The following is an 18,493-nucleotide window of genomic DNA, read 5'->3' on the forward strand; positions in this document are numbered from 1 at the left end:
CAGGTCGCTCAAAGTAAAGGAGACACCATGTCCGACACCGTCAAGGTGACCGACGCCAGCTTCGCTGACGACGTGCTGACCAGCGAAAAGCCGGTCCTGGTCGACTTTTGGGCGACCTGGTGCGGGCCGTGCAAGATGGTCGCGCCGGTGCTCGAGGAGATCGCCACGGAGCACAAGGAGAAGCTCACCATCGCGAAGCTCGACATCGACCAGAACCCCGGCACCGCGCGGGATTACCAGGTCATGTCGATTCCCACGCTGATCCTGTTCCAGGGCGGCAAGCCGGTGAAGCAGATCGTCGGTGCCAAGCCGAAGGCGGCGCTGCTGGCCGACCTTTCGGACGTGCTTGCCTAGTTTTGGTTAGCAACCCGAACCCGGGGGTATGCGTCTTTAGCAGAGGTGGCCCCCGGGTTTCTTCCTGTTCACTGTCCGTGCGGGGCGCACCCACCGGCCCCACGCGGCTACGGAGAGTCCGCAGGGCAGAATAGGAAACTGGGCGAGCGCCCGGGACTTTGTTTGCGCCGCACCGATTCGCCTTCGGTGCCCAAGGAAGAGCGAGGAGTGCATGCGGGTACTCCGCCGCGGTGACGCCGGTGACGACGTCGCCGAGATCAGGTCGATGCTGGGTTCATTGGACCTGCTCAGGACGGAGGGGGAGGCGGACGGCCAAGCCGTGTTCGACGAGAACGTCGAACGGGCTGTCCGTGGTTTTCAGCAGCGCCGGGGGTTGATCACCGACGGCATCGTCGGTCCGGCCACCTACCAGGTATTACGGGGTGCGACTTACCATCTCGGTAGCCGCCCGCTGGCCTACCTGTTCTCCTCTCCGATACACGGCGACGACGTGTTCGCGCTCCAGGATCGGCTCACCCAACTCGGCTACGACGCCGGCCGCCCCGACGGGTTGTTCGGGGCGAGGACCGAGCAGGCGCTGCGCAACTTCCAGCGTGACTACGGCTTGGTCGTCGACGGCATCTGCGGCCCGGCAACAGTGCGCGCGCTGCGTCAGCTTTCGCCGCGGGCCACCGGCGGCCGTCCGGTGTTCCTGCGCGAGCGGGAGCAGGTCCGGGAGGCCGGCCCGCGGCTGCGCGGCAAGCGGATCGTGATCGATCCCGGGCACGGCGGGGACGACCCGGGTGTCGTGGTCGACGGGGTGCGCGAGGCGGAAGTCGCGTGGGACCTGGCGCGGCGGCTGGAGGGCCGGATGAAGGCCACCGGCATGGAAGCGCTGATTTCGCGCGGTCCCGGCCACGGCCCGACCGAGGCCGGCCGAGCCGCGTTCGCCAACGACGCGGGCGCCGACCTGTTTCTTTCCCTGCACTGCGATCGCAACCAGTCGCCGCATGCCCAGGGTGTCGCCACCTTCCACTTCGGAAACGGCCACGGGACCACCTCCACGGTCGGGGAGTTGCTCGCCGGCTTCATCCAGCGTGAGCTCGCCGCGCGGACCGGTCTGCTGGACTGCCGGACGCACGCGAAGACGTGGGAGATCCTCCGGCTCACGCGCTGCCCCGCGGTCCGCATCGAGATCGGCTACCTGACCAGCGCGCGCGACCGGGCTCGCCTGTCCGACCCGGCCTTCCGGGACGTGGTCGCCGAGGGCATCCTGGTCGCGGTCAAGCGGCTCTACCTGCTCGGCGAGGGCGACCAGCCCACCGGCACCTTCACCTTCGCCGACGTCCTCGCGCACGAGCTGGCGAAGGCGGAGTAGCGCGCTCCCCGGCCGGTCGCTTCAGGCCCGGGCCGGGGCCGGCTCGGCCGTGGTGATGGTGACCTGCCCGAGCAGGCGTTCGAGGGCCGCTTCGACGTCTTCCTTCCAGGAGATCGCCGAACGCAGCTCCAGGCGCAGCCGGGGCCACTTCGGGTGCGGCCGCACGGTCTTGAAGCCGACCGCGGTGAGGAAGTCCGCCGGCACCACGCAGGTGTGGCCGCACGCGTCGCTCTCGGTGTCGCTGGGGCTCGCGTCGCCGAATGCCTCGATGGCCCGCACCCCGCGCCGCGTCAGGTCCTTGGCCGCCGACTGGACCAGCATCCGGCCGAGCCCACCGCCACGGAACTCCGGCAACACGTAGAAGCCGGTGAGTAACACGGCGTCGGCGCTGGGGGGCGAAGTGGGGAACGCGTTCGCCCGCGGCACCGCGTTCGGCGGGGCATACATGACGAAGCCGACGGGGAGGCTGTCGCTGTAGATGATCCGGCCGCAGGAGCCCCATTCCAGCAGCACACTGGAGACCCAGGCTTCCTTCTCGACCTCGGTCTGGCCGAATTCCTCGGCCTGTTCCCTCAGATGCGGCGCCATCTCCCAGTACACGCAACGCCGGCACTGCTTGGGTAGCAGCTCCAGGTTGTCCAGCGTGACGCCCACGACGCGACGCGACACCCGACCTCCCTGGATAACGCTGATTCGCGATGCCCACCATCAGTGGGCACGGCTGACCACACCTGATGGATGATCCGTCTTCGAGGATAAGCCCCTGTGATGCGAGCCGAAAGCCCGCGAAGGTCACAACGATGGGTGGTTACACTCGACGGACTGACCGACAACACGCCAGCGGAAGTGCCCATGACTGTCTCACCACCCGACAGACCCGGCCGTCACAACCTCGACCCGCATGTGACTCGGTACGCGGCGCGTACCGCGGGCATGACCGCGTCGGAGATCCGGGCACTGTTCGCGGTGGCGAGCCGCCCCGAGGTCGTGTCGCTGGCGGGTGGCATGCCGAACCTGGCCGCGCTCCCGCTGGACAGCCTCTCCACCCAGATTGCGGACCTCATCGCCGAAGACGGGCTGGTCGCACTCCAGTACGGGTCCGCGCACGGGATCCCGCTCCTGCGCGAGCAGATCTGCGAGATCATGGCACTGGAGGGAATCTCGGCCCACCCGGACGATGTCGTGGTGACCGTCGGCTCCCAGATGGGGCTGGACATGGTGACGCGGCTGTTCTGCGATCCGGGCGACGTGGTGCTGGCGGAGGGACCCTCCTATGTCGGTGCGCTCGGGTCGTTCGCCGCGTATCAGGCTCAGGTGATACACGTCGCGATGGACGACGAGGGCCTGCAACCGGAGGCGCTGCGCGAGGCGCTCGCCCAGGTCGCGAAGGCCGGTAAGCGGGTGAAGTTCCTCTACACGATTCCGAACTTCCACAACCCGGCAGGTGTGACGCTCACCGCTTCGCGGCGTCCCGAGATCCTCGAGATCTGCCGCTCGCACGGTGTGCTCGTGGTCGAGGACAATCCGTACGGCCTGCTCGGCTTCGAAGGGCAGACGTATCCCGCGCTGCGGTCCACCGACCCGGACAACGTGGTCTACCTGGGCTCCTTCTCGAAGACGTTCGCGTCCGGCCTGCGGGTCGGCTGGGTGCTGGCGCCGCACGCGGTGCGCGAAAAGCTCGTGCTGGCCGCCGAGTCGGCGACGCTGTGCCCGCCGACACTGAACCAGCTGATCGTTTCGCGCTACCTGAGCACGCACGACTGGAAGGGCCAGATCAAGACGTTCCGCGAGAACTATCGCGAACGCCGTGACGCGATCACCTCGGCGCTGGAGCAGTACATGCCGGCCGGGTGCTCGTGGACCAACCCGGACGGCGGCTTCTACGTGTGGGTGACGGTGCCCGAGGGCGTGGACACCAAGGCGATGCTTCCGCGTGCGGTCACCGCCCGCGTCGCCTATGCCTCGGGTACCGGCTTCTACGCCGACGGCTTCGGCAGCCGGCAAATGCGGCTGTCCTACTGCTATCCGACACCGGAGCGGATCAAGGAGGGCGTGCGGCGGCTCGCGGCGGTACTGGAAGCCGAAATGGATCTTGTCCGCACGTTCGGTAACGTCAGCATGAGGCCGATCTCCGGTCCGGAGACGCCTTCGCCGGATACGGCCTGACGGCTCATACAAACGTAGAACCATAAGGGAGTGCCGGCGTGGTCTTGCCCACCGTCGCAGTTCTCGCAGGCGGGCTTTCGCATGAGCGCGATGTCTCGCTTCGTTCCGGCCGGCGGCTGTCCGCCGCGTTGCGCGAGCAGGACCTCACCGTCGAAGAGTGGGACACCGACGCCGAGTTGCTCGTCCGGCTGCGCGAAGAACGGCCGGACGCCGCCGTCGTCGCGCTACACGGCGGCGAGGGCGAAAACGGCTCGGTGCAGACCATCCTGGAGATGCTGAAGGTGCCCTATGTCGGCACCAGCTCGAAGGGCTGCCGTCGGGCCTGGGACAAGCCGACCGCCAAGGCGTTGCTGGAGAAGGCGGGTTTCGACACACCGCGCTGGGTCGTCCTGCCTCACAGCACGTTCCGCGAGCTCGGCGCGCAACGGGTGCTCGATGCGATCGTCGAGCACCTCGGCCTGCCGCTGATCCTCAAGCCCGACCAGGGCGGCTCGGCGCTGGGCACCCAGGTGGTGCGCGACGCCTCCGAGTTGCCGGCCGCGATGGTCGGCTGTTTCGCCTACGGCGACACGGTGCTCGCCGAGCGGTTCATCGACGGGGTCGAGGTGGCCGTGACCGTGGTGGAGCGCGACGGAGGGCCCCAGGCCCTGCCGGCCGTGGAGATCGTGCCGGAGAGCGGGGTATACGACTACACCGCGCGCTACACGGCCGGACTGACCGATTTCTTCGCACCGGCCCGGTTGTCCGAGGAAGCCGCGAAAGCGGTGGGCGAGCTGGCGGTGGCCGCACACCGGGTGATCGGTCTCCGGGACATCTCACGGACCGATGCGATCGTGGCCGAGGACGGCACGATCCAGTTCCTGGAGGTCAACTCCTCGCCGGGCCTCACCGAAACCTCGACCGTCCCGATGGCCGTCGCGTGCTCCGGCACCAGTCTCGGCGCGCTGTTCAGCGATCTCGTCTCGCGGGCGATCCAGCGGTCCGCGTAAGGCGTCCAAGACGCCGAGACGCGTCCCCTCGTGCGCGGAAACCGGCCAAGACAAAACATCACCGTGACGAAACGGCCTGGTGTCATTCCTCGTCGGTAAGACGAGTCCGTTTTGTCGCTTCCGGTGCCATGAGCGAGACGATCCGCTCCAGATCGTCCACCGAACCGAACTCGACGACTATCCGTCCCTTGCGGCGACCAAGGTCGACCTTGACCCGGGTGTCGAAGGTGTCGGAGAGGCGAGTGGCGAGGTCCTCGATGCCGGGAGCCTGAATCGGCTTGCGCGGTGACGACTTCGGCTTCGCGGGTGCCTCGCTCTTCTTGAGGGTCACCGCTTCCTCGGTCGCCCGCACCGAGAGCCCCTCGGCGACGATCCGGGTCGCCAGGTCCTCCTGGGCCTCGGGCTCGTCCAGCGACAGCAGCGCCCGAGCGTGGCCCGCGGACAGCACCCCGGCCGCGACCCGCCGCTGCACCGGGAGGGGGAGTTTCAGCAGCCGGATCGTGTTCGTGATGACCGGCCGGCTCCGGCCGATCCGTGCCGCGAGTTCCTCGTGCGTCACCTCGAACTCGTCGAGCAGCTGCTGGTACGCGGCCGCCTCTTCGAGCGGGTTCAGCTGCACCCGGTGAATGTTCTCCAGGAGCGCGTCGCGCAGCATCGCCTCGTCGGCGGTTTGCCGGACGATCGCCGGGATGGTCTTTAGCTCCGCCCGCTGGCACGCGCGCAACCGTCGCTCGCCCATCACGAGCTCGTACTCGTTCGAGGACTGCTCCCGCACCACGATGGGCTGCATCAGCCCGAACTCGCGAATGGAGTGCTCCAGTTCGGCGAGTGCTTCCTCGTCGAAGACCTGCCGAGGCTGCTTGGGGTTGCGCTTGATCGCGTCGATGGGAACTTCGCGATAGACCGCGCCGGCCACTTCACCGCCGGTCGACTTCACGGCGCTGTTCGCGGCGAACCAGTCCTTCTCGCCGCTGCGGGAAGCGGGCGGACGGCCGTCGGGTGCGGCGCCCTCCGCCGGGCCGGTGGGAATCAGCGCGGCCAGTCCGCGCCCGAGCCCTCCTCGGCGTTCGGTCATAGCGTGCCCCTCCTCGATCCGTTGGTGCTGCCGCGTTCGGCGAGCTCCCTCGCGGCGTCGACATAGCTCATCGCTCCGCGCGACCCCGGGTCGTAGGCCAGGACCGTCTGGCCATAGCTGGGCGCCTCCGAGACCTTCACGTTCCGCGGGATGACCGTCCGCAGCACGACGTCGCCGAAGTGGCCGCGCACCTCCGCGGTCACCTGGTCCGCGAGCTTGGTGCGCCCGTCGTACATGGTGAGCAGAATGGTGGACACGGTCAGCCCCGGGTTCAGATGCTTCTGCACGAGGTCGATGTTGCTGAGCAGCTGGCCGAGCCCCTCCAACGCGTAGTACTCACACTGGATGGGGATCAGCACCTCGCGGGCGGCCACCATGGCGTTCAGCGTGAGCAGGCCAAGCGAAGGCGGGCAGTCGATGAAGACGTAGTCGACGCCGATCTGGTCGATCGCCTCGGCGGACAGCGCCTCCTTGAGCCTGGACTCGCGGTTGGTCATCTCGACGAGCTCGATCTCGGCACCGGCGAGATCGATGGTGGCGGGTACGCACAGCAGATTGGGGGACTGCTCGCTGACCGCCGTCGCGTCGGCCACGGAGACCTCGCCAAGGAGCACCTCGTAAACCGAGGGCGTCCCCGAGCGGTGGTCCACGTTCAGCGCCGTGCTCGCGTTGCCCTGCGGATCGAGGTCGATCACCAGCGTCTTGAGTCCGTGGACCGCGAGAGCGGCAGCCAGGTTGACCGCGCTGGTGGTCTTGCCGACCCCGCCTTTCTGGTTGGCAACGGTCATCACGCGCCGGTGGTCCGGCTTGGGCAGCAGGTTGGGTTCGGGGTGCAGAACGCGCGCAGCACGGACCGCCTCTTCGGCAATGGGCGTCCAGTCTGACGAAGGCGGGGTCACTGGGCGAGCCACCTCTTTCCTGTCGAAGGTTTCACGTGGAACACGGGTTTGACGATCACGACGGTGGTCGGCGTCTCCAGCACACCAACCCCACATTGGGAGATCGAGGGGGCGCTCCCACCGCTACGCGCGATGGCCTTCGCGTCACGGGCTACCTCATCCCGAGCGCTCGCTCCCTTCACTGCGAGCATCATGCCACCCTTGGCGACAAGTGGTAGACACCAGTCCGCCAAACGAGCAAGCGGCGCAACAGCACGCGAAGTCACTACGTCGGCTCGACCAACTTCGGCCCGGATCGCGCGCTCTTCGGCTCGCCCACGCACCACCGCCACCCCAAGTCCGAGAAACTCGGCCACCTCGGTCAGCCACTCCGTTCGCCGGGCCATGGGTTCAACGAGAACCAGGTCCAGATCCGGCCGGGCCAGCGCGAGCGGGATGCCCGGAAATCCACCTCCAGAGCCGACGTCGATCACCCGTGCCCTGGGCGGGATCAGCTCGCCGATCACCGCCGAGTTGAGCAAGTGCCGATCCCAGATTCGCTCAACTTCACGCGGCCCAATCAGCCCTCGCTCCACGCCGTAGCGCTCCAGCAGTCCGGCGAACCGCACCGCCTTCTTGAGCCCGTCTCCGAACACTCGGCCGGCCACGTCGGGCACTGGCAGCGAGCCTTCGACGTCCTCCACTCGTCACCCCTTGTCTCGTTTCACGTGAAACCGATTGTCCCCGACGCCGACCAGGGACCGTGGCAGCGACCCGGGAGCGACACCCGTTTCACGTGAAACAGTCGCCTCGGAAGGTGTCGGGGTCGACACTTCGAGCCCAGGGAGCACGACCTCCTCGGGCCCACGTCGACCGGCCGCCACTCCCGCCGCAGCACTCGCCGGAATTCATCGATCCCTCCCACAGAGAGCACGTGTTGCGCAGGGCGACTGCGATCACCGTGGCCGATACGAGCAACCCGGCTCCTGTGCTCAACTCGACGGCTCGATCCTTCTCGGCTGAATGGGCCTTCCGTCTTAAGAATCGCCCGTGCTAGCGGTGATGCCCGGGGAGGTTCTCGCGGTTGTGGTGCGTAGGCGGCGAAGATGTTCGTGGTTGCACCCAAGCCGGCCACGCAAGTGGGCCGAGCGCTACCGCGCCGAAGGTCTGGCGGGCGTGAGTCGTGCGGTTGTGATGGCGGCTGCGGTCAGGGCCGGTGCCGATCGCCGGCCGTCTCGGTGTGCCCGCATCGACGGTGCCTGCGGTGTGCTGGTGCGGCGCCGCATCGGCCGCATCACCTGGATCAGCCACATCAACGCCCCGAAGCGATCCCGCGGCTTCTTCGGTGCATGGCCGCAGATCGGCGTGCCCGCGCCGGATCACCGGTGAACCGTTGTTCCACTACGAGCACAGTCGCCCTGGCTCGTTGATCCACATCGACGTCACCAGATTCGGCACATCCCCAACGGGGACGAACACCGCTTCCAAGGGCCAGCAACAGGCCCCCGGTATCAAGCCGCGACCTCGGCCCGAACCGGCCAGCGCTCGCCGGCCTACACACCACGACTGGCCGCCTACACATCGTTCGCCTGGCGCGACGCCTGCACCGAACTCGGCATCACTCTCAAACGCACCCACCCCTACCGCCCACCAAGCAACGGCAATAGACGCGTCCACCGCACCCTGGCCTACGCCCGGACCTATCACTCAGAGACCGAAGGCCGCGAAGCCCTCCCGCTCCACTTCCACAGTCACCACCGACCCCATAGCGCTGGCGGAGACCAGCCACCTATCAAGCTCCCCGAGCGTCACAGCCAGGTACATCAAAAAGGCCCACCGGAAAATCCGGTGGGCCGTCGAGACTTCTTCGATCCGTCAGTCGGGCAGTACCACCACGCGACGCTTGGGCTCCTCGCCCTCGCTTTCGCTGTGCACACCGTCGACCGCCGCGACCGCGTCGTGGACCACCTTGCGTTCGAACGGAGTCATCGGCTGGAGACGAACCTTCTCCCCGGTGGACAGCACCGTTTCGGCGGTGGACCGGCCGAGTTCCCGAAGCTCTTCCCGGCGCCCGGCGCGCCAGCCCGCGATGTCCAGCATGAGGCGGCTACGGGTACCGGTCTCCTGCTGCACCGCGAGCCGGGTCAGTTCCTGGAGCGACTCGAGCACCTGGCCTCGGTTGCCGACCAGCTTCTCCAGATCCTCGCCGCCGTCGATGCTCACCACCGCCCGGCCGGCCTCCACGTCCAGGTCGATATCGCCGTCGTAGTCCAGCAGGTCCAGCAGGCGCTCCAGGTAGTCCCCGGCGATATCGCCCTCGCGCACCAGCAGATCGGCTGTCGACGAGCCGGTGGGTCCCGCGGCCTGCGCCGCCCCGTTCTCGTCCTGCTCGGGTTCGACCGCTTCGACCGTCTCCGACATACCCTTCTCCTCTCGTGTTCGTCGCCGCCCGCGCGCGATCACCTTCGCGTCACCGGGAGTGCGACTGATAAGCAAATTCCGCGGCTTCGCACGATGGGCTCCCCGCCGCCGCGGGGGCGGGGGCCACGGATGCCGAGGCGCGCTCAGTGGTCATGTCGTCCGCCTCGTTGCTTCCAGCGGTCTCGCCGGGCCTGGCCATCGTCAACGGCGCTTCTGCCCGGAGCCCTTCTGCCCGGAACTCTTGCCACCCGACCCCGGTTTCTTCCGCTGCTTCGATGCGCCGTTCTGCGGGCGAGCCGGCTGCTGGGCGAACCGGTGCGGCGAACCTGCCTTGGTGTCCGACTTGCCGTTCGACGACGTGTTCTGGGCGGCGACCTGCTCGGATTCACCGGCCGTGCGCTGCTGAACCGGCTTCTGGCCCGGCTTCGGCTTCGCGCCGGGTTTGGGGGCGAGCGCGTCGCGCTTCTCCTTGGCCTCGGCCTTCTTCTTTTCTTCTTCCTTGTCGATCTTGTTGTAGACCAGCCGCTGCTGCATCAGCGTCCAGCCGTTGTTCGACAGCCAGTAGACGAGCAACCCGATCGGGAAGAACGCACCGAAGACGAGCACACCCAGCGGGAAGATGTACATCGTCAGCTTCTGCATCATCGCCGTCTGCGGCGTCGCCGCGGACGGGTCCTGGCGGGCCGTCGAGTGTCGGGCGGTCAGGTGAGTCAGGACGCTCGCCAGGATCATCAGCGGGATGGCCACCGGAGCCACGTGCCAGTTCCAGCCGCTGTCGACCCCACCCAGCATCGAGGTGTGGTGGATGGCGTCACCGATGTTGACGCCGAAGAGCTTCGCGTTGACGTACGAGTCGACGCCCGCCTGGTCGAAGAAGTAGTTGTTGGTCTTCGGCCCGCCATCCTTGGGAGGGATGCTGAAGGCGCGGAGCACCCAGTTCAGGCCGATGAAGACGGGGATCTGGAGCAGCATCGGCAGGCAGCTGCCGAGCGGGTTCACCCCGTGCTCACGCTGGAGCTTCTGCATCTCCGCGGCTTGGCGCTGCCGGTCGTTCGCGTACTTCTTCTGGATCTTCTTCAGTTCCGGCGCGAACTCCTGCATCTTCTTCATCGACCGGACCTGCTTCACGAACGGCTTGAACATGATGCCGCGGACCGTGAAGGTCAGGAACATGATCGCGAGGATCCAGGAGATGGCGTTGTTGTCGCCTAGGACGAAGCCGAAGACCTTGTGCCAACACCACAGGATGAAGGACACAGGGTAGTAGATGAAGTCGAGCACTGAGCTACTCCTCGGTTGACATGCCAGGTCCGGTGTGGCGCCAGGAGAAGCTCTCGGGCACCGGGTCGCGGCCGGGGGGAGTCCATGGACCGCAGCGCAAAAGCCGGCGCGCGGCGAGATACGAGCCTCGCGCAGCGCCGAATCGGGTCAGTGCCTCAACCGCGTACGTGCTGCAACTCGGATAGAACCGGCAGCTTGGCGGGAGGTAGGGAGAGATGAACCTGCGGTAGAACTTCAGTGGTTGCAGCAGGAGCCAGGCGATCGGCCCGGCTCGGGTGGCCTGGTCAGTAGAGGTCGTGGAGTCGTTCACACCGCTGGCCCATCATCCGGCTTCGAGAGCAGGCTCAACCGCTTCAAGGCTCCGTCGAGATCCGCGCCGAGGTCGGCGCTGGACGCGGTGGCTGCGGGCGGTAGTGCCCTTACCACCAACGTAGCGCCCGGCGGCAGGGTTCCGAGGCGGGCGGCGACCAGGTGCCGCAGCCGCCGGGTGACCCGATGCCGGACAACCGAGTTACCGACGGCCTTACTCACCACAAAACCTGCCCGCACGGTCGACTTCTCCGATGAGGTCACCGCATGCACGACAAGGCGCCGCCGCCCCGCGCGGGCTCCCTTGCGCATCACCTCGCGGAAGTCCTCGGCACGCCGCACACGGGCGGCGGGGGGCAGCACGGCACGCCTGCCGGTGTGGCGCTATCAGGCGGACAGCTTCTCGCGGCCCTTGCGACGACGGGCCGCGAGGATCGCCCGGCCGGCGCGGGTGCGCATGCGCAGCCGGAACCCATGCGTGCGGGCGCGGCGGCGGTTGTTCGGCTGGAAAGTGCGCTTACCCTTGCTCACGACTGCTTCTCCTGGTCTCGACGTACCCGGCGGCACCGGGCCGCCGTCAGGTCTGGTGTCGGCCCGCAGGCCATGCGAAGTGCGGACATACGAAGATGCCCGCTGCAAGCGGGAGACCTTACGAGAGTACGCACCGGCGGAACCGGGGCGAAAGGCACCCCCCGGTTGACCATGACGGGGACCGGGTGGCGGCGCGTCCGGCGCGCATGGAATCCTTGCGGCCCCGGCTACTTGTGAGACGCCTTGCGGATTGTTAGCGTGGCGCCTCCAGCCGCGAGGACACCTGCTGACCCGGTGGAGGGTTGGCGTCGCCGTCAGCAGTGTGGAGGCGCTGACCGGCCCAGGTTGCACCCGCGGACGCCAGTTGCGGTGAGTCGCCGTACATTAGTGCACAGTTGTGGACAACTCTGTGGATATCCGCTGCGCGGTGTGACCACGGAGGCCGGTGTCGTCCCCCCGCGGGGTAAGCGGGCAACCGGCGAGGGTGACTTCGAGGGTTTGTCCGGGCGACGAGGGGAGGGGAGCGAAAGCGGTGTCCGAACACCAGATGAATCTGGCTGTCGTATGGGACCAGGTGGTCCGGGAACTGTCGGACGGCACGCTTTCCCCGCAGCAGCGGGCCTGGATGAGGGTCACCCGTCCGATCGGCCTGCTCGACGGCACCGCCCTGCTCGCCGCGCCGAGCGACTTCGCCAAGGAGGCCATCGAGCGCGCGCTGCGGGACCCCATCACCCACGCGTTGTCCCGCCGCCTCGGCCGGCCGATCTCACTGGCGGTCAAGGTCGACACCGCCGAGGTGGCGGTGCCCGCGAGCCCGCCGGCCTACTCGCCACCGCCCCCAGTTCGGGTCCGCAACGTGCCGCCCGAGGTACCGCCCGCCATGCCACCTGCGATGCCGCCCGCGATGCCGCCGATCGACACCGCGCGGCTCCCGCCGATCCGGCATGTTCGCGCCGAACCGCCCGAGCCGACGGCGCCGTCCGTGCTGGACGACGACTTCGACGAAGACGGCGAGGAGCTGGCGGCGGCCCACGAGATCTGGCCGATGTTCGCCGGTCAGCCGGCCGTCGGCCAGCCCTACACCGCGCCGGCCCAGCCGCAAACGTCGAAGACCCGGCTGAACGAGAAGTACAACTTCGACACCTTTGTCACCGGGGAGTCCAATCGCTTCGCGCACGCGGCCGCCTTCGCGGTCGCGGAGGCGCCGGCACGCGCGTACAACCCGTTGTTCATCTGGGGCGAGTCCGGGTTGGGCAAGACCCACCTGCTGCACGCGGTGGGGCACTATGCCCAGCGGCTGTTCCCCGGCATGCGGGTGCGCTACGTCTCGACCGAAGAGTTCACCAACGACTTCATCAACTCGCTCCGCGACGACCGCAAGGTGGCCTTCCAGCGCCGCTACCGCGACATCGACATCCTGCTCGTCGACGACATCCAGTTTTTGGAGGGCAAGGAAGGCACCCAGGAGGAGTTCTTCCACACCTTCAACACGCTCCACAACGCGAACAAGCAGATCGTGGTCTCCTCAGACCGGCCGCCCAAGCGGCTGGAAACGCTGGAGGACCGCCTGCGCACGCGGTTCGAGTGGGGGCTGATCACCGACATCCAGCCGCCCGAACTGGAGACCCGGATCGCGATCCTGCGCAAGAAAGCGGCGCAGGACCGCTTGGCGGTGCCGGGCGACGTGCTCGAGTTCATCGCCTCCCGGGTCGAGGCGAACATCCGCGAGCTGGAGGGCGCGCTCATCCGGGTAACCGCCTTCGCGTCGCTGAACCAGCAGCCGGTGGATGTCGGCCTGGCCGAGATCGTGCTCCGAGATCTGGTCCCCGACTCGCAGGCCCCGGAGATCAGCGCGGCCGTGATCATGGCGGCCACTGCCGAGTTCTTCGACGTCACGATCGACGACCTGTGTGGCCCGGGAAAGACCAAGGCGCTGGCGACCGCGCGGCAGATCGCGATGTATCTGTGCCGCGAACTCACCGACATGTCGCTGCCCAAGATCGGTCAGACCTTCGGCGGCCGCGACCACACGACGGTGATGTACGCCGACAAGAAGATCCGTAAGCAGATGGCCGAGCGGCGGCGAATCTACGATCAGGTCCAGGAGCTCACCTCCCGGATCAAGCAGCGCGCACGGCAGTGAACTCCCGCTGATCTCGCTTGCCCGCAGAGGCGGCGAAGACGGCCGGCTGTGCGCCCAGTGAGCGCCTGATCCCAATGGCCGGCCGAGTTCCACACAGGACACTTCCCTGCCGGGCCGCAATTCCCCTTACCCAGCCGGAAAATCGTCGCCTGGGCGGCGAGGCGGCCACCGTCAGCGTGCCTCCAAGCAGGGACCGCTTTCCCTTTGGTAAGGCCAAATCCGTTCTGCCGCGGCACGATCCTCCTTGCGCCGGAAGGCGTATCAGTGCCAGGCCGTTGAGGTGTCGCGGAGGGACGCGCACGCCACGAGTTTCTGTGATCCCGGTAACAGCCATCCGCCGGAGCGAGAACGTCGATCGCTCGACCGGGCGGACTCATGTTCAACCGCGTCTGAGGACAACCAACCCCACAATCTGTGGATGATCTTGTGGACAACCGGGGGCGATTGTGGACGGATTCGGGACCCGCGAAATCTATCCACGGACCGCCTCGAACCATCCACGGGTTCGACCCCGGGATATCCACATCCCGCCGCGCGCGCAGACCTGCGACGACATCGGTTGTCCACACAACTCACAGCCCCTATTACTGTCACTGCCTTTGTTTGTGGTCTTAGAAGTTCCTTACGGAAAACAGGCGGCTGTGGAGATGGGGACAGATCGACGAGACAAGCCGATATGTCGACTTGTCTCCAGCCTGGCCCCGCGTGCGGGCGGGCGGCGTCACGTTCTAACGTGGGTATCCACACCGCAGCCCGTACGCCGCTGGCGACACCGGCGCCGGGCCCACCACACCTACGAGATCCCTGGCCGGCGCGTCCGGCGTGTCCTCCAGGGGCGTTTTCGATCTTCACGAGCTTTCAGGGCTCGGCTGTCGAAGGGATGAGCGCATGAAGATCCGCGTCGAGCGCGACGGATTGGCCGACGCCGTCGCGTGGGTGGCCAGGAGCCTGCCGTCCAGGCCGCCGGTACCGGTGCTCGGTGGTGTTCTGCTCGACGCCGGCTCGGACGGCGCAACCGACGCACTGACCGTCTCCGGGTTCGACTACGAGGTTTCGGCCACGGTCGGCGTCCCGGCGACCATCGCCGATGGCGGGCGACTGCTCGTGTCCGGCCGCCTGCTCGCCGACATCACCAAGTCACTTCCCGCGCAACCGGTCGAGATCGCGGTGGACGGCGCCCGCGCGTCGATCAACTGCGGCAATGCCCGGTTCAGCCTGCCGACCATGCCCGTCGAGGACTATCCCCAGCTGCCGGCCCAGCCCACGCTCGCCGGCGAGGTGACCGGCGACGCGTTCGGCCAGGCGGTGACCCAGGTGGCGGTCGCCGCCGGCAAGGACGACACCCTGCCGATGCTCACCGGGATGCGGCTGGAGATCTCGGGCAGTTCGCTGACCCTGGTGGCGACCGACCGCTTCCGGCTGGCGATGCGCGAGTTCGCCTGGGAGCCGGCCGAAGGCCTGGCCGACGCCGCGGTGCTAGTGCCGGCGCGCACGCTCGCCGAGTCCGCCAAGACGCTGGGGTCCAGCGGCGGAAAGGTGTCGGTCGGGTTGGCCAGCGGCGAGGGGCTGCTCGGTCTTTCCGGTTCCGGCCGCTACACGACCACCAGGCTGCTCGATGCCGAGTTCCCGCCGTATCGCCAGCTGCTTCCCGCGCAGTACTCGTCACGAGCGGTCATCGAGGTTTCCCCGCTCGTCGAGGCGATCAAGCGGGTGTCGCTGGTCGCCGAGCGGGGTACCCAGGTGCGGCTGGAGTTCGGCGAGGGTTCGCTCCGGCTTTCCGCCGGTGGGGACGACGAGGGAAGCGCCGAGGAAGAGTTGCGGGTGGACTACGAAGGCGAGCCGGTCACGATCGCGTTCAACCCCGGTTACCTGGTGGACGGGCTCGGGGCGCTGCACGCCGATCGAGCGGAACTGACCTTCACCACCCCGAACCGTCCCGCGCTGATCAAACCGGCCGACGAGCAGGGTGAGGTCATCCCCGGCTACCTCTATCTGCTCATGCCGGTGCGCCTTCCCGGCTGAGTGGAAGATGGGGGGCAGCACCGGCGTCGAACAGCGACACGTGAAAAAGGGGAATTCGATGGTTCAGCTGGGACTGGTCGGCCTCGGCAAGATGGGCTTCAACATGCGTGAGCGGCTGCGCGCCGCCGGGCACGAAGTGGTCGGGTACGACCGCAACGAGGCCGTCAGCGACTCGAGTTCGCTGGCCGACATGGTGTCCAAACTCCAAGCGCCGCGGACGGTGTGGGTGATGGTGCCCGCCGGCACACCGACCCGGGAGACGATCGCCGAGCTCGGCGAACTGCTCTCCGAGGGCGACCTGGTGATCGACGGGGGGAACTCCAAGTTCACCGACGACAAGCACAACTCCGAGGTGCTCGCGGCGAAGAAGATCGGCTACCTCGACTGTGGCGTCTCGGGCGGCGTCTGGGGCAAGGAGAACGGATACGGCCTGATGGTCGGTGGCGCGGCCGAGGACGTCGAGCGCGCCATGCCGATCTTCGACACGCTGCGCCCGGACGGGCCACGCGAGGAAGGCTTCTCACACGCGGGCTCGGTGGGCGCCGGTCACTACGCCAAGATGATCCACAACGGCATCGAGTACGGCGTGATGCAGGCTTTCGCGGAAGGCTTCGAACTGCTGGAAGCCTCGAAGGTCGTGACGGACGTGCCGGCCGTGATCAAGGGCTGGCAGCGGGGCACCGTGGTCCGGTCCTGGCTGCTCGAGCTGCTGGTCCGGGCGCTGGACGAGGATCCGGACCTGGACGATCTCGAGGGGTACGTGGAGGACTCCGGCGAGGGCCGGTGGACCCTGGAGGAGGCCATCAACAACGCGGTGCCCGCGCCGGTGATCTCGGCCGCCCTGTTCGCCCGCTTCACCTCCCGGCAGAAGGATTCCGCCGCGATGCGGGCGGTCGCCGCGCTCCGCAACCAGTTCGGCGGGCACGCCGTCAAGAAGGTCGGCCAGTAGGTCTTGTACCTCCGCCATCTCGAGGTCACCGACTTCCGCTCATGGGAGTACGCCGCCCTGCCGTTGTCGCCGGGGCCCACCGTGCTGGTCGGCCCCAACGGCCGGGGCAAGACCAACCTGCTGGAGGCGATCGGCTACCTGGCCACGCTCGGATCACACCGGGTCGCGACCGACGCGCCACTGGTCCGGCATGGCTGCACGCGCGCACTGATCCGCGCGGCCGTGGTCAACTCCGACCGTGAGCTGACCATCGAGCTGGAGATCACCCCGGGCAAGGCGAACCGGGCGCGGGTCAACCGGGGCGCGGTGGGCAAGCCGCGCGACCTGCTCGGCATCCTGCGCACGGTGCTGTTCTCGCCGGAAGATCTGGCGCTGGTCCGCGGTGACCCCGGCGAACGACGCCGGTTCCTCGACGAGCTGCTCGTGCTGCGCGCCCCGAGATTCGCCGGAGTGCGTGCCGACTACGAGCGGGTGTTGCGGCAGCGCAACGCCCTGCTCAAAACGGCGGGCAAGCGAAAAGGGCGGCATGACGACCCGTACGCGCTGTCCACACTCGAGGTCTGGGACAACCACCTGGCGGCCGCCGGCGCCCAGTTGCTCGCCGCTCGGCTCGACCTCGTCGCCGACCTGGCGCCGTTCGTGGCCGCGGCATATGCCGGGGTCGCGCCGGACTCGCGACCGGTGCACGTCTCCTACCGGTCGAGTCTCGGCGACGCACTGCCCACGGCATACGGCATGTCCGGCGGCAAACGAGCCGATCCGGAGGAGTTGGCGGCTATCCTGTCGGAGGCGTTGGCGGCGGCTCGGCAGGCCGAGTTGGAACGAGGCGTGAGCCTGGTCGGCCCGCACCGCGACGAGCTGGAGCTGATCCTCGGTGAAGCACCGGCCAAGGGATACGCCAGTCACGGCGAGTCCTGGTCCTTCGCTCTCGCGCTGCGTCTTGCCTCCTACGAGCTGCTGCGCGGCGAGGTCGGTGAACCCGTGTTGCTGCTCGACGACGTGTTCGCCGAACTGGACAAGCGACGGCGGTCTCGGCTCGCCGAGGTCGCGTCGGCGGCCGAACAGGTCCTGGTGACCGCCGCGGTAGACGAGGACGTGCCTGACGAGTTGTCGGGCACGCGCTTCACGATCTCGGACGGGGAGGTAAGACGTGCCTGACGAGCGCGCACGTGGCGTGACCGGCGCCACAGAAGTTACCCACCGATCTGGGGACAACTCTGTGGATAGTGTGGATAACACGGTGAACGCGTTATCGCCGCGGGTGATCAAGAGGCCGAATGAGGTATCCGAAGGTCGTCAGGCCGGGGATAACTCGACGGAACAGGCACCACCTGTGACGGAACGTAATCAACAGGTTGGGCCGAACGAAGAAGGTGCGGACAACGGTACCGGACGCGATCTTGCCCGGGCCGCACTGGCCGCCGTTCGCGCGAAGGCGCAGGCCCGCGGCGTCGAACCCGGCAGGCGCAAGCCCGGCAAGGCCGGTGAGTTCGGGCAGAACCCGCGGCGGCGCCGGTGGTCCGGGCCGGGCACCGATCCGCGCGACCCGCAGCCGCTGGGCCGTCTCATGGCCGGCCTGACCCGGGACCGTGGCTGGTCGGACCGGCTGAGCAACGGGCGGGTCTTCGGCCAGTGGGCGCTGCTGGTCGGCGACGAGGTCGCCGAACACGCCCAGCCGATCACGCTCAAGGACGGCGAGTTGACCGTGCAGGCGAGCTCCACGGCGTGGGCCACCCAGCTTCGCCTCCTGCAGCGCCAGTTGCTCACCAAGATCGCCGCCGGGGTGGGGCACGGGGTGGTCAAGCGGATGCGGATCCACGGTCCCGCCGCGCCGAGCTGGCGGAAGGGCGCGCGGCACATCCCTGGTCGCGGGCCCCGCGACACCTACGGTTGACGGCGCCGTCGCGAGCCGAACGCGATACCTCCCGACGATCGGCGTCCAGGCTCGCGATGACGGAGATGAGAGCGCCGTGATGCGCCGGGATGGCGCAGAGCCATTCCGGCACTCGTCCGGGTTC

18 protein-coding genes and 2 pseudogenes are annotated in these 18,493 nt (G+C 68.0%); 11 read left to right on the plus strand and 9 right to left on the minus strand.

Annotation, left to right across the window (positions count from 1 at the left end; genetic code table 11):
- Positions 1-6 precede the first annotated feature (6 nt).
- Together trxA and A3CU_RS0106650 are read left to right on the plus strand one after the other, a co-directional pair.
- Positions 7-354: pseudogene (trxA, locus tag A3CU_RS0106645) on the plus strand (thioredoxin); the annotation flags it as partial.
- Positions 355-565: 211 nt separating this feature from the next.
- A complete protein-coding gene (locus tag A3CU_RS0106650) occupies positions 566-1,711 on the plus strand; it encodes an N-acetylmuramoyl-L-alanine amidase (protein ID WP_027941622.1) in 1,146 nt (381 codons plus the stop codon).
- A 21-nt stretch (positions 1,712-1,732) separates the two neighbouring features.
- Here the strand turns inward: A3CU_RS0106650 and A3CU_RS0106655 are convergent, their stop codons facing one another.
- Complete coding sequence (locus A3CU_RS0106655; RefSeq protein WP_027941623.1) at positions 1,733-2,380, minus strand: GNAT family N-acetyltransferase; 648 nt, start codon at positions 2,378-2,380, stop codon at positions 1,733-1,735.
- 183 nt (positions 2,381-2,563) lie between these two features.
- On the opposite strand from A3CU_RS0106655, the gene A3CU_RS0106660 reads away from it, so the two are divergent.
- Both A3CU_RS0106660 and A3CU_RS0106665 read left to right on the plus strand, forming a co-directional pair.
- Positions 2,564-3,877, plus strand: a complete 1,314-nt coding sequence (locus A3CU_RS0106660) for an aminotransferase-like domain-containing protein (RefSeq protein ID WP_043840662.1) — start codon at positions 2,564-2,566, stop codon at positions 3,875-3,877.
- 38 nt (positions 3,878-3,915) lie between these two features.
- Entirely contained in the window at positions 3,916-4,866 is a 951-nt protein-coding gene (locus A3CU_RS0106665; protein ID WP_027941625.1) for a D-alanine--D-alanine ligase family protein, read from the plus strand.
- A gap of 82 nt (positions 4,867-4,948) precedes the next feature.
- Here the strand turns inward: A3CU_RS0106665 and A3CU_RS0106670 are convergent, their stop codons facing one another.
- The 3 genes from A3CU_RS0106670 to rsmG are packed head-to-tail and all read right to left on the minus strand — an operon-like array spanning position 4,949 to position 7,523.
- The gene (locus A3CU_RS0106670; RefSeq protein ID WP_027941626.1) at positions 4,949-5,941 is read right to left on the minus strand and encodes a ParB/RepB/Spo0J family partition protein; all 993 of its coding nucleotides are present in this window, start codon (positions 5,939-5,941) and stop codon (positions 4,949-4,951) included.
- Positions 5,938-6,840: a ParA family protein gene (locus A3CU_RS0106675; RefSeq protein WP_281174095.1), complete on the minus strand. Its 903-nt coding sequence runs from the start codon at positions 6,838-6,840 to the stop codon at positions 5,938-5,940. The genes A3CU_RS0106670 and A3CU_RS0106675 overlap by 4 nt, the downstream gene beginning before the upstream one ends.
- Positions 6,837-7,523, minus strand: coding sequence for a 16S rRNA (guanine(527)-N(7))-methyltransferase RsmG (rsmG, locus tag A3CU_RS0106680; RefSeq protein WP_052371499.1), 687 nt, complete (start codon positions 7,521-7,523; stop codon positions 6,837-6,839). Before rsmG ends, A3CU_RS0106675 begins: the two co-directional genes overlap by 4 nt.
- A gap of 472 nt (positions 7,524-7,995) precedes the next feature.
- On the opposite strand from rsmG, the gene A3CU_RS0106685 reads away from it, so the two are divergent.
- Together A3CU_RS0106685 and A3CU_RS55550 are read left to right on the plus strand one after the other, a co-directional pair.
- Complete coding sequence (locus tag A3CU_RS0106685; RefSeq protein ID WP_156960257.1) at positions 7,996-8,208, plus strand: hypothetical protein; 213 nt, start codon at positions 7,996-7,998, stop codon at positions 8,206-8,208.
- Positions 8,195-8,302, plus strand: a pseudogene (locus A3CU_RS55550) (IS481 family transposase); the annotation flags it as partial. The gene A3CU_RS0106685 and the pseudogene A3CU_RS55550, both read left to right, overlap by 14 nt.
- A 392-nt stretch (positions 8,303-8,694) precedes the next feature.
- Here A3CU_RS55550 and A3CU_RS0106695 read toward each other — a convergent pair.
- From A3CU_RS0106695 to rpmH, 5 genes are all read right to left on the minus strand, one after another.
- Positions 8,695-9,240 carry a Jag family protein gene (locus A3CU_RS0106695; protein WP_027941630.1) on the minus strand — a complete coding sequence of 182 codons (546 nt, stop codon included), beginning with the start codon at positions 9,238-9,240 and terminating at the stop codon, positions 8,695-8,697.
- Positions 9,241-9,441: 201 nt separating this feature from the next.
- Positions 9,442-10,521: a membrane protein insertase YidC gene (gene yidC / locus A3CU_RS0106700; RefSeq protein ID WP_027941631.1), complete on the minus strand. Its 1,080-nt coding sequence runs from the start codon at positions 10,519-10,521 to the stop codon at positions 9,442-9,444.
- Positions 10,522-10,525: 4 nt separating this feature from the next.
- Positions 10,526-10,831, minus strand: coding sequence for a membrane protein insertion efficiency factor YidD (gene yidD / locus A3CU_RS50905; protein WP_084143109.1), 306 nt, complete (start codon positions 10,829-10,831; stop codon positions 10,526-10,528).
- Positions 10,828-11,193 carry a ribonuclease P protein component gene (gene rnpA, locus A3CU_RS0106705; RefSeq protein ID WP_027941632.1) on the minus strand — a complete coding sequence of 122 codons (366 nt, stop codon included), beginning with the start codon at positions 11,191-11,193 and terminating at the stop codon, positions 10,828-10,830. The genes yidD and rnpA overlap by 4 nt, the downstream gene beginning before the upstream one ends.
- A gap of 24 nt (positions 11,194-11,217) precedes the next feature.
- Positions 11,218-11,361 (minus strand): 50S ribosomal protein L34, encoded by a 144-nt coding sequence (rpmH, locus tag A3CU_RS0106710; RefSeq protein ID WP_027941633.1) that lies wholly within the window; start codon positions 11,359-11,361, stop codon positions 11,218-11,220.
- A 532-nt stretch (positions 11,362-11,893) separates the two neighbouring features.
- Here rpmH and dnaA point away from each other — a divergent pair.
- The 5 genes from dnaA to A3CU_RS0106735 all read left to right on the plus strand — a co-directional run bounded on the left by dnaA (position 11,894) and on the right by A3CU_RS0106735 (position 18,369).
- On the plus strand, positions 11,894-13,504 hold the full coding sequence (gene dnaA, locus A3CU_RS0106715) for a chromosomal replication initiator protein DnaA (protein ID WP_027941634.1): 1,611 nt from the start codon (positions 11,894-11,896) through the stop codon (positions 13,502-13,504).
- An 888-nt stretch (positions 13,505-14,392) separates the two neighbouring features.
- Positions 14,393-15,526 carry a DNA polymerase III subunit beta gene (gene dnaN / locus A3CU_RS0106720; protein ID WP_027941635.1) on the plus strand — a complete coding sequence of 378 codons (1,134 nt, stop codon included), beginning with the start codon at positions 14,393-14,395 and terminating at the stop codon, positions 15,524-15,526.
- A 7-nt stretch (positions 15,527-15,533) separates the two neighbouring features.
- A complete protein-coding gene (gnd, locus tag A3CU_RS0106725) occupies positions 15,534-16,475 on the plus strand; it encodes a phosphogluconate dehydrogenase (NAD(+)-dependent, decarboxylating) (RefSeq protein ID WP_342668896.1) in 942 nt (313 codons plus the stop codon).
- A gap of 3 nt (positions 16,476-16,478) precedes the next feature.
- Positions 16,479-17,633, plus strand: a complete 1,155-nt coding sequence (recF, locus tag A3CU_RS0106730; protein WP_027941637.1) for a DNA replication/repair protein RecF — start codon at positions 16,479-16,481, stop codon at positions 17,631-17,633.
- A gap of 175 nt (positions 17,634-17,808) precedes the next feature.
- The gene (locus A3CU_RS0106735) at positions 17,809-18,369 is read left to right on the plus strand and encodes a DciA family protein (RefSeq protein WP_052371500.1); all 561 of its coding nucleotides are present in this window, start codon (positions 17,809-17,811) and stop codon (positions 18,367-18,369) included.
- Positions 18,370-18,493: the final 124 nt, after the last annotated feature.

Source organism: Amycolatopsis taiwanensis DSM 45107, from assembly GCF_000519205.1.
Classification (GTDB): Bacteria; Actinomycetota; Actinomycetes; order Mycobacteriales; family Pseudonocardiaceae; genus Amycolatopsis_E; species Amycolatopsis_E taiwanensis.